General features: G+C 38.5%; 11 protein-coding genes. 2 read left to right on the forward strand and 9 right to left on the reverse strand.

Annotation, left to right across the window (positions count from 1 at the left end):
• Positions 1-1,097 (forward strand): DUF2339 domain-containing protein (locus M5121_RS15135; RefSeq protein WP_249571633.1); only part of this gene is annotated, 1,097 nt, incomplete at its 5' end.
• Here M5121_RS15135 and M5121_RS15140 read toward each other — a convergent pair.
• Together M5121_RS15140 and M5121_RS15145 are read right to left on the reverse strand one after the other, a co-directional pair.
• The gene (locus M5121_RS15140; RefSeq protein WP_249571634.1) at positions 1,098-2,015 is read right to left on the reverse strand and encodes a mechanosensitive ion channel family protein; all 918 of its coding nucleotides are present in this window, start codon (positions 2,013-2,015) and stop codon (positions 1,098-1,100) included.
• Between the two features lie 9 nt (positions 2,016-2,024).
• Positions 2,025-2,846 carry a DUF432 domain-containing protein gene (locus M5121_RS15145; RefSeq protein WP_087547673.1) on the reverse strand — a complete coding sequence of 274 codons (822 nt, stop codon included), beginning with the start codon at positions 2,844-2,846 and terminating at the stop codon, positions 2,025-2,027.
• Between the two features lie 93 nt (positions 2,847-2,939).
• On the opposite strand from M5121_RS15145, the gene gspE reads away from it, so the two are divergent.
• Positions 2,940-4,430, forward strand: coding sequence for a type II secretion system ATPase GspE (gene gspE, locus M5121_RS15150; protein ID WP_005164434.1), 1,491 nt, complete (start codon positions 2,940-2,942; stop codon positions 4,428-4,430).
• Between the two features lie 65 nt (positions 4,431-4,495).
• Here the strand turns inward: gspE and M5121_RS15155 are convergent, their stop codons facing one another.
• The 7 genes from M5121_RS15155 to M5121_RS15185 all read right to left on the reverse strand — a co-directional run bounded on the left by M5121_RS15155 (position 4,496) and on the right by M5121_RS15185 (position 9,554).
• Positions 4,496-4,930 (reverse strand): organic hydroperoxide resistance protein, encoded by a 435-nt coding sequence (locus M5121_RS15155; RefSeq protein WP_005164437.1) that lies wholly within the window; start codon positions 4,928-4,930, stop codon positions 4,496-4,498.
• A gap of 88 nt (positions 4,931-5,018) precedes the next feature.
• Positions 5,019-5,456 carry a MarR family winged helix-turn-helix transcriptional regulator gene (locus tag M5121_RS15160; RefSeq protein ID WP_241341091.1) on the reverse strand — a complete coding sequence of 146 codons (438 nt, stop codon included), beginning with the start codon at positions 5,454-5,456 and terminating at the stop codon, positions 5,019-5,021.
• 80 nt (positions 5,457-5,536) lie between these two features.
• Entirely contained in the window at positions 5,537-5,890 is a 354-nt protein-coding gene (locus tag M5121_RS15165) for a DUF4951 domain-containing protein (RefSeq protein ID WP_249571635.1), read from the reverse strand.
• A gap of 202 nt (positions 5,891-6,092) precedes the next feature.
• Positions 6,093-6,917: a carbon-nitrogen hydrolase family protein gene (locus tag M5121_RS15170; RefSeq protein ID WP_249571636.1), complete on the reverse strand. Its 825-nt coding sequence runs from the start codon at positions 6,915-6,917 to the stop codon at positions 6,093-6,095.
• A 28-nt stretch (positions 6,918-6,945) separates the two neighbouring features.
• Positions 6,946-7,467: an anti-anti-sigma factor GigB gene (gigB, locus tag M5121_RS15175; protein WP_004664261.1), complete on the reverse strand. Its 522-nt coding sequence runs from the start codon at positions 7,465-7,467 to the stop codon at positions 6,946-6,948.
• Between the two features lie 102 nt (positions 7,468-7,569).
• Positions 7,570-8,538: an RsbU family protein phosphatase GigA gene (gene gigA, locus M5121_RS15180; protein WP_034602948.1), complete on the reverse strand. Its 969-nt coding sequence runs from the start codon at positions 8,536-8,538 to the stop codon at positions 7,570-7,572.
• A gap of 131 nt (positions 8,539-8,669) precedes the next feature.
• Positions 8,670-9,554, reverse strand: a complete 885-nt coding sequence (locus M5121_RS15185; RefSeq protein ID WP_005164451.1) for an MlaA family lipoprotein — start codon at positions 9,552-9,554, stop codon at positions 8,670-8,672.
• Positions 9,555-9,791: the final 237 nt, after the last annotated feature.

Genomic DNA, 9,791 nt, shown 5'->3' on the forward strand with positions numbered 1-9,791 from the left:
ATCAACAAGTTGAAAAATACTTTAGTGCTCGAATGCTCAGTGGAATTTTTTTAGCATTGGGCATGTATGCAGGAGCGATTGCAGGCGTTGAATTGATGCAGTGGCAACAACATGGACTGATCCCATATTTAGCAATAGCAGTTTTATTATTGGCTTCGTTCAGTCTAGTCGTTCGCTTTACATCAAGATTACAGTGGGACAATGTACAGCTGATCTTATTGGGGAGTTTATTATTTCTGCTTTATGGTGAAAGTTTTGCAGAAAATGTTTATGTTCTGTTGCATTGGTCGAGTAAGTTAAATCAACTCAGCTTTGCGGTTGCTTCCGTTGTATTGGCTCTAATGCTAATCACTTTGAAGAGTACTACTTCAAAGGAAAGTCTTATTATAGGGTCAAGCTTATTGTGGTTAAGTTTGGCGAGCATTGGTTTGTCGATTTTCCCAGTGATGCCATTGATCGGATTAGCGATCATTCCAGTGTTATATGGAATATTTTTAATAGTCACTAAAAATACCCAACTTCTACAACAAATACCTGTGCTTAGTTTAAGCCTAGTTTGGTTAATCCTGATTAGTTTAGATATACATTCTGCTGAACAATATTATTTCTTACCTTTATTAAATCTTACTGATCTTTTCTCCTTATTGATCTTTATAGGACTGATCTGGATAGTCTATCGATACAAGCTGAGTGATGAGCATTCAATAGAATGGGGCTTTAAAGTCACCACTATTTTAGTTGGCTTATTGGTTTTGAGTAGTATTGTTGTGCGTGCGATGCATCATTATCTTGGGACACCACTATGGGGGATCGAGATTTGGTCGAATGGTGATGTACAACTGAGCCTAACTTTATTATGGGTGATTTTGGCCTTTATTTTGATGACGTTTTCCAGTCGCCATCATATTCGCCAAATCTGGTTTGTGGGTGCTGCGTTGTTGGGTATTGTGGTGGCTAAATTATTACTGCTAGACTTATCGCAAAGCGGTACATTGACACGCGTGATCTCATTTATTGGTTCGGGTGCGGTCATGTTGGTGATTGCCTATCTTGCACCGTTACCACCAGCAATTTCTGATACTCAGAAAGAGAGTTAATTATCTCTCTTTCTCTGCTGTTTTCAGTTCTTTCTGATGTGCATATTGATCAACCTCATCATCTTCTAATGGTAAAGGGCGATCAATTAAACCCATTTTAGGTACAGGAATCTCAATTTGATTTTCTAAGAAACCATTGCGTACACGTTCTTGCATTTCATCGCGAACTTTCAATGCATTTTCCTGTCTACACCATACCGCAAAGAGAAGTTCAATCGATGACTCCCTAAATGCTGTTACAGTAACGGTTGCTTTCGGATCATCCATGACCAAAGGATATTTAGCAGCAACATCTAAAAGTACTTGTCGTACTTTGATAATGTCTTCATGGAAATTGATCGCCAATGTAATTGGAATACGCCGTATTGGGTATTTTGACAAATTCATGACGGGTGTTCGAATCAATTGTTCGTTTGGTAGGCGAATATACACATTATCTAGTGTCAGCAATTTAACTGAGAGGAGGTCAATTGAAATGACTTGTCCTTCAATCGTTTGTCCGCGAATTAAGGTAATCTGAATCGTATCACCAACTTCAAATGAACCTTCGCCGATCAAAAATAAACCACTGATCAAGTTGGTTGCCGATGTCTGTGATGCAAAACCCAAGGCAACGGTCAAAATCCCTGCCGCACCCAAGAACACACTGAGTTTAAATCCAGCCTCTCTTAAGCTGGTCATAATAAATAACAGAAAAATAAAATAAAAAATCCCTCTACGCCATAGCAAGCGTTGATGGGCATTAAAACGATTTCCAATTGTACGAATGAAGGCATTCGATACCAGTCTTGCGATTACAAAACCAATAAACGCTAAAATAATCGCAACAACGATTTCGCTTAAACGTTCGAAGTTAATATTGGTGAAAATACTGGCGAGACTGCTAGCAACATCCTTTGGAATATTCGAATCAGGCATAGCAACCTCTTAAAAGAATGAATCAAACATATTGAATAATGTACTTCCAGGCGCACGAGGAGGATGTACATAAATCACTTCACCCGCTTGAGTTGGGGTTCTATTCTCAATCCGAATACGTGCTGGATGATCCATACCTTCATAATAGACTTTGATTTGTGAAGTCCATAAACGACCTGTACTTTCACTATAGAAAAGGGGAAGAGCAGGAACAGGAACATTCATACGATCAAAACGTAATTGATGTTGGCTAGTATTGTGAAATTCAATAGGAGTGACTGCGCGAAAAGCGCGCGGTTTTAACAGATTTAAATCAGTACGACCGTCTACAGAAGTGGCATAGCAAATTTCACCATTTTGAGGATCTTTACCGAACCATGTGTCTTTCGGTTGGATCACAGGAATATCAAATAGAGCTTCAGTGAGTCCATCCACTAAACCTGCAATCCATAGTGGGGTACTAATATATAAAGTTCCACGTTGTCCCGCAGGAATATAAATCGGATCAACGGGTTTAATCACTACAGAGCGATCTGCTAAACGCGGCATTAAATGGAATGTACTCTGTGTGTTATGAAACATGTAGCGTTCGATTTTTGCAGGTTGTGGCATTGCAAAAATCGTGTCATTTAGAACTTGCCATTGCTGTTCGTAATCATGTTGAGATTGAGGACGATGATATTCCAATCGCCATTCTTTAATGCCACGTGTTAGACGAAATAATAATGAACCAAATTGCCAAGCTTTGGCTTGTTGAATTTCAAATTGTTGTTCGCCCCACCATTTCAATTCGTTGGCATGTGGAGCTTGATATTGATTATTTTGAGACAAGATGCAAAATTCCTGTGTGAGTATGCTAAACAGACTTCACGCTGTAACCTGCTTAGAGTACACTCAAGCATCTTTTTTATCATTATTTGTATAATGCAAATACTTAAACAAATACAAATTCCTTATAGTTTTGCCAAAAGACATGGCGTTTTATTACGTTATGAAGGTGATCAAATTTTTATTGTGCGACGGAAGGACACCGCGCGTATTGCTTTGCAGGAAGCACGTCGAATTTTGGGGAAATCGGCTCACGATCAATTGTGTACTGATCAAGAGTTCCATGCCTTACTCAGTTCTAGCTATGCAGGGGATACAGGTGAGTCACAACAAGTGGCTGCGGGTCTAGAAGATCATCCAGATTTATTAAGTTTGGCAGACCAAGTGCCTGAAGCTGAAGACTTGATGGATCAAGAGGATGATGCACCAATTGTTCGCTTAATTAATGCCTTATTGTCTGAAGCGATTCGTGTCAGCGCATCTGATATTCATATTGAAGCCTTTGAGAAAAAACTTTCGGTACGTTTACGTGTCGATGGTCAACTGCGTGAAATTGTACAGCCGCGCCGTGAACTTGCGCCGTTGTTGGTGTCACGTATTAAAGTCATGGCGAAACTGGATATTGCAGAAAAGCGTATTCCTCAGGATGGTCGTATTTCACTGCGCTTGGCAGGTCGTGAAGTGGATGTGCGTGTATCGACTTTACCTTCTTCGCATGGTGAACGAGTGGTCATGCGTTTACTAGACAAGCAAGCTGGGCGTTTAAATATGACTCATCTTGGTTTAATGAAAAATGACTATGAACGTTTAACGCAATTGGTACATCGTCCGCATGGCATTATCTTGGTGACAGGCCCAACAGGTTCGGGTAAAACGACAACCTTATATGCTGCATTGTCTGATCTTAATGATAATACACGTAATATTTTGACTGCCGAAGATCCGATTGAATATCAATTGGAAGGGATCGGTCAAACGCAGGTCAATACTAAAGTTGATATGACCTTTGCACGTGCATTAAAAGCGATGCTACGCCAAGATCCAGATGTGGTAATGGTTGGTGAGATTCGTGATCTTGAAACTGCTGAAATTGCGGTACAAGCATCTTTAACAGGGCACTTGGTGTTATCTACGCTGCATACCAATACAGCAATTGGTGCGGTAACACGTTTAAAAGATATGGGCATTGAACCATTCTTGTTGGCAAGTTCTTTGATAGGTGTCATTGCACAACGTCTTGTTCGAACCTTGTGTCCACATTGTGTGACTTGGCGAAAAGCAGATGATTTTGAGCGACAAGTGTTCCAACATCTCAAAGTTGATGAATATATGCAGTTACCTGAACCGCATGGTTGTGAAAAATGTTCACATGTTGGCTTTAGCGGACGAACTGCAATTTATGAAATTGTGCCAGTAGATGATTCGATGCGCCGTTTGATTCATGGTAATGCAGCTGAGTTTGAATTAGAAAATCATGCGCGTCGCCATGCTGCTTCGATTCGTGATGATGGTTTATTGAAAGTGTTAGCTGGAAAAACCACATTAGAAGAAGTATTGCGTGTGACGAATGAAGCTGCGGAAGTGTAAAGATGATATAAGTAAAAAAACAGCATGGATCACCATGCTGTTTTTCTTTGTAAAATCTGAAATCATTATTCAGTGGTTACGATATTAAAATTCACATCAATATTGCCACGAGTTGCATTTGAATATGGACAAACAATGTGTGCAGCGGCAACCAATTGTTCAGCTTCAGCTTGTTCCATACCAATCAGATAGACATTTAAAGTGACTTCGATACCAAAGCCATTTGGAATTGGACCAATTCCCACTTCACCTTCAACATAAGCATCTTTCGTAATTTTGAATTTATCTCGATTTGCAACAAATTTCATTGCACCTAAGAAACATGCTGAATAACCAGCCGCAAAAAGCTGTTCAGGGTTGGTCACCTCACCACCAGCACCGCCCATTTCTTTTGGCACACCTAACTGAACATCTAAGACACCGTCTGATGAAGTTGCGCGACCATCACGACCACCTGTAGCTTTTGCTTTTGCACGATAAACGACTTGTTCTAAAGACATGATTTTTATTCCTGAATAAATATTGTGTACAATTAAATCGTACACGATATATCTAGGAATGCAAGTTATCGATTTGTAAACTTAGGTTCTATTGCGTGAGATGGTGACGTAATGTCGCAAGCTGATCTTTAAGCTCTGTAAGTGATGTGGTTGAACAGGCCGCTGCTTCTGAAATTTTGGATGGAATATCGACTGCTTGTAATTTTAAAGTATGACCTTGTGGCGTAAGGGAAATAATAACCTGTCTTTCATCTTCGACTGAGCGTTTGCGTGAAATTAGTTGTGAGGCTTCAAGCTTTTTTAATAATGGAGTGAGTGTGGAAGATTCTAAGAATAATCTTTCTCCGATCTCAGACACACTGAGTTGATCCCTTTCCCAAAGCACTAACATTACCAGATATTGAGGGTAAGTTAATCCGAGAGGAGATAGCAATTGACGGTAGACTTGATTTAAGGCAAGGTTGGTTGAGTAAATCAGAAAACAAAGCTGATTATCTAATAGTAATTGCTTATGTTCATCACCCATGCGCTTCTCAAACAGTATATTCATGTGATGATTATATCGTGATCTGCTTATGATTAGTTACGCAGATTTCATATCAATCATTACCAAAGCTCAGTGATTTTTTTCATCAAACGCGCCCTATAACGTGCTGTTGGATTATTAGGGTTATTAAGTGCTTCTTGTTCATAATATTGTTGCCAAGCAACAATCATGTCTAAAGTTGCACCTTTTTGTTTGATAATAAGCACGTCTTCTCGCTGGATATTATCTAATCTTTGTCTCGCACCTTCAGAACCCGTTCCCCAACCAATCACCCATTGCCCAAAGGAATTTAATGATAAATTTTGCGGTGTAGATAAGATACTTTGTGGACTGGTATTGGTTTCAACGATTGCTGCATGAAGTTGTGCAATTGCCCCTATAAAAAATAAAAAAATGAAAATTACTTTAAACATAAATCAAACTTAATACGAATGAATTGAGGGTATTACATCACGTATAGAATACGACCATTTGATCTTGTTCTACCATGATAAATAAAGCCTATTAAATCATGATCCTACAAAACATACATTTATGAAAATTGACTATAACAGTCAAAGTGATGCCATATGAGGATAAATTGAACAAAAGTATGCTTAGATAAAACGATTGTTTTTAATAATTGATAAGTTTGCGATGCTGCATTAATGGCATTGCTAGTCGAATATCATTTTGTTCAGCTAGGTCAAATGAAGATGTAATTAAACCATGTCCTTCAACTGTAATCATTTCTAATAGTTGCCCTCGGCTATTTGTAATCCCTGCATGACCCCAAGTTTGACGCTGTTCACCATGCCAGCCTTGCTGGGCTGCACCAAGCACATAACATTGGCTATCCATTGCACGTGCTTGTAATAGTAATTGCCAATGAAGTTGCCCTGTAGTGTAAGTAAATGCAGCAGGCGCGGTTAGAATGTTTGCACCTTGTTGGCGTAGAATCAAAGCAAGTTCTGGAAAGCGTAAGTCGTAACATACCATCAGTCCGATATTGCCAAAAGGTGTTTTGGCAACTACAACTTCATCACCAGGTTCAAAGAATCTTGATTCCTGATAACCACCGACAGCATCACTGACCTGAACGTCAAATAAATGGATTTTGTCATAACGCGCTTCAGTTCTTTCAGGGCTAATGCATAAACTGACGGTTCTAACTCGACCATCATCAATGATTGAACCATCAGGACGAAACGGGCAAGGGAGGGTACCTGCGATAATCCAGATTTGATAACGATGAGCCAATTGTTCCAATCGTTGTTGGATGCTCTCGAATTGTGCTGCTGTCTCGCGTTGTTTCCCTGCTGCAAAACAAACAAAATTTTCTGGGAAAACAATAAGCTCAGCAGCCTGAGCCTTACTTTGTTGGATCAATGATTCAATGACGATGAAATTTGCTTCAATGTCATTTTGAGAGTTCATTTGTGCAACAGAAAGTAAGGTCATACAAGCATCACAATTTAGTTTTCAGCAATTATGCATTTTGTTTTTGTGAATCAAGAGATAAACACTCTTGTTCTTTTTGCAATTGCTTTACAAGTGGCTCAAACATATTTTGGTTGTTTTCATTTAAACGCATTAGTGTTTTATGTGCATCTAACACAGTGTTGAGCATTGCACTATGTGTAACGTGCTCTTCAGTTAATTCTAAAGTGCATACGTTTGGATCGCCGCAATAATTTAAAATCACAAATACCTGACCTAGCCCCATACTGTTGGCTAAAGTTGTAATATCTGGATTTGTCGAGAGCATAACAGCTTGAATATGATGAACTTGTTTAAGCTTAAGACCTAGTTTTGCAAGTACACCCAAGACTGTGCTGTCAATAAATGTAGTTTCAGTTAAATCAACAATTGCACCGACAACATTCTGTTGCTGTTCAATTTTGTTGAGTAACTTGTCTAAACTTATACAAGAGTGAGCGCGCACTTCGCCAATAAGCTTGAAAATATGCGTTCCGTTCAAACTTGCATATTCAACATGACCTGTTGACATATAAATGCCATTTTCAGAGAAAGGATATAAAATTATCCCATAGTGATATTCTAGACACAAGTGGTTGGATGCTGTGATCTAATTAAAATATTGATTTTAGAATTAATTCATTCGACATATGCTTAATATTGCAATATCGTCAGCAACATGATCTGGTGCTTTGAAAGCATCATGCTGAAGATGTTCGACCAATTGATTAAATTGATCATTCAAACCGCCATCAAATGGTTCAAGTGCGCCATCAGAACATAATATAAAACGAGCATTACGGCTCAGCGTACAACAATGTTCTTCAACTTCTAGTTCTTCAGTAAGACCTAATGGAAAGCTACTTGTTGTAAGGATTTGTGGTGGTTGGTTGGGCTCAAAGATAATTGGAGGAGGGTAGTGCCCAGCACTTGACCAACATACTTCATGAGTTGCTAAGTTTAATATTCCCGCCACCATAGTAATATGCTTTTCAATATTTTCTTGTACTAACATTGCATTTAATTTTTGAATCAATTGACTAGGTGTTTTTGATCGGCCATGAAATGCCGCCATCCAAGATGTGAGTAAACTACTTGTTACCCCATGGCCTGAAACATCTGCTAAATAAAACAAGACTTCATCATCATTTAATCTCCAGTAATCATACCAATCTCCTGACAGGTAAGCTGAAGGCTGAAAAAATGATTCAAATTGATAGTTTGGTAATTCGATCGGGTTTGGTAATAATCTTTTTTGTAGTTCTGCGGCGGAAGGTAAATCTCTACTATCTTGATTACGTTTATATTGAGCATCGATTTTAAACAATGAGTGAACAGGATTTTTGGGTAATTCACTCCAAATCCATCCTGCCAACGCACCCATTTCCCATGCTTGAGCTAATGCAGTTCCTTCATGTTCAAAAGCAAGAACAATTGTAGGTAATTTCCATTGGTATTTTAAAAAATCTTGTACATCGGCAATAGCAATTATTGTTTGATCATACAAATCTAAATCATCGATATGAATGATTTGTAAACTCGGTAACTCATTTAGTGCTTGTTCTAAATAAGATATTGAGCGTGTGGGTTGAATAAAATACATAGATAAGCAGCCGACCTTTTGTATTTGTATGATCATTTTTTAATTCATCATAGATGAAATATGATGAAAAACATAGTATTGCTAAAACTTTAAATTAATACATAAGTCTATCATTTAAAGTTCCTAAGAGATTACTTGTCGTCACCTGATTGATCGTTATTATCATCTTCGTCACTTACAAATGAAACATCTGCCGAATCTCCATGCTTTTCAGCGATTTGGAAGGCTTTACGTTGTAAGTAAAAATCACGGATCATTGAATATTTATCGCCTTTTAAGCTTTCTTCAATATCCAAAATTTGTGAGCGAGCATCAATTGCTTGTAATAAATTAGTAGACCAATAAATACCTTCTTGATCATCTAATAAATATTTTTGTGGGCGACCAAAACTATCTGTTGCTAAACCAAAACCGTCACGGAATGTGCTTGGACCAAAAAATGGCAGCATCACGTAAGGACCTGATGGTACACCGTAGTAACCTAAAGTGACGCCAAAACTTTCCTCTTCAGTGGTTAGGCCTAAACGACGGGCAGGATCAGCAAAACCTAGTGTTGTAAGCGTATTAATCGTGAAACGACCTAATGTCTTGGCAGCGCGAGTTGGTCGTCCTTGGATTAATTGGTTGACTGCATTCCAAGGCTCACCTAGATTTTTCCTAAATTGGCGATAAGGAGTACGGACTTCTTCTGGAACTTTTGCTACATACTGTATTGCAACAGGTTTTAATAAATTACGATCCAAAGCATCATTTAAAGCAAAGATCTGTCTATTCAATGGTTGTAAAGGATCTTTTACAGCATCAGGTTGGGCAGCGTTTGCATTGACCTTTAAATCATTTCTAGTGATATGTTTTAAATCTTTTATGGCTTGAATCGTCGATGTTGATTGTTGATTGTTGGTATTTGCCACAGAGCTTGTTTGAATAGATGGCTCGTTTTGAACTTCTTGTGCTAATACAGGTGAGTATGCCCCAGCAGTTAACAGCCCAAGCAAGATGTAATTTGAGTAATGCATATAAGTCCTTCGTCGCCATTAGAGCGAAATACAGTCATTAGAATGATTGCGCTGCATGACGCAAAACATAGATATAAGGTATACAGTTTAGTTGTTCTCTTCTTATTAAAACAAATTCGGTCGAAAAATATAAGAAAAATTGTGATTTTGGTTTAAAAACGTCCACTTAAATAAAAAGATTAGGAAAGGGGGTTGTGTTGGGAGAGGAATGGTGTAGAATGCACATCCATCGGCGGT

Origin of the sequence: Acinetobacter sp. ANC5681 (genome assembly GCF_023488045.1) — a bacterium.
In the GTDB taxonomy this organism is placed as follows: Bacteria; Pseudomonadota; Gammaproteobacteria; order Pseudomonadales; family Moraxellaceae; genus Acinetobacter.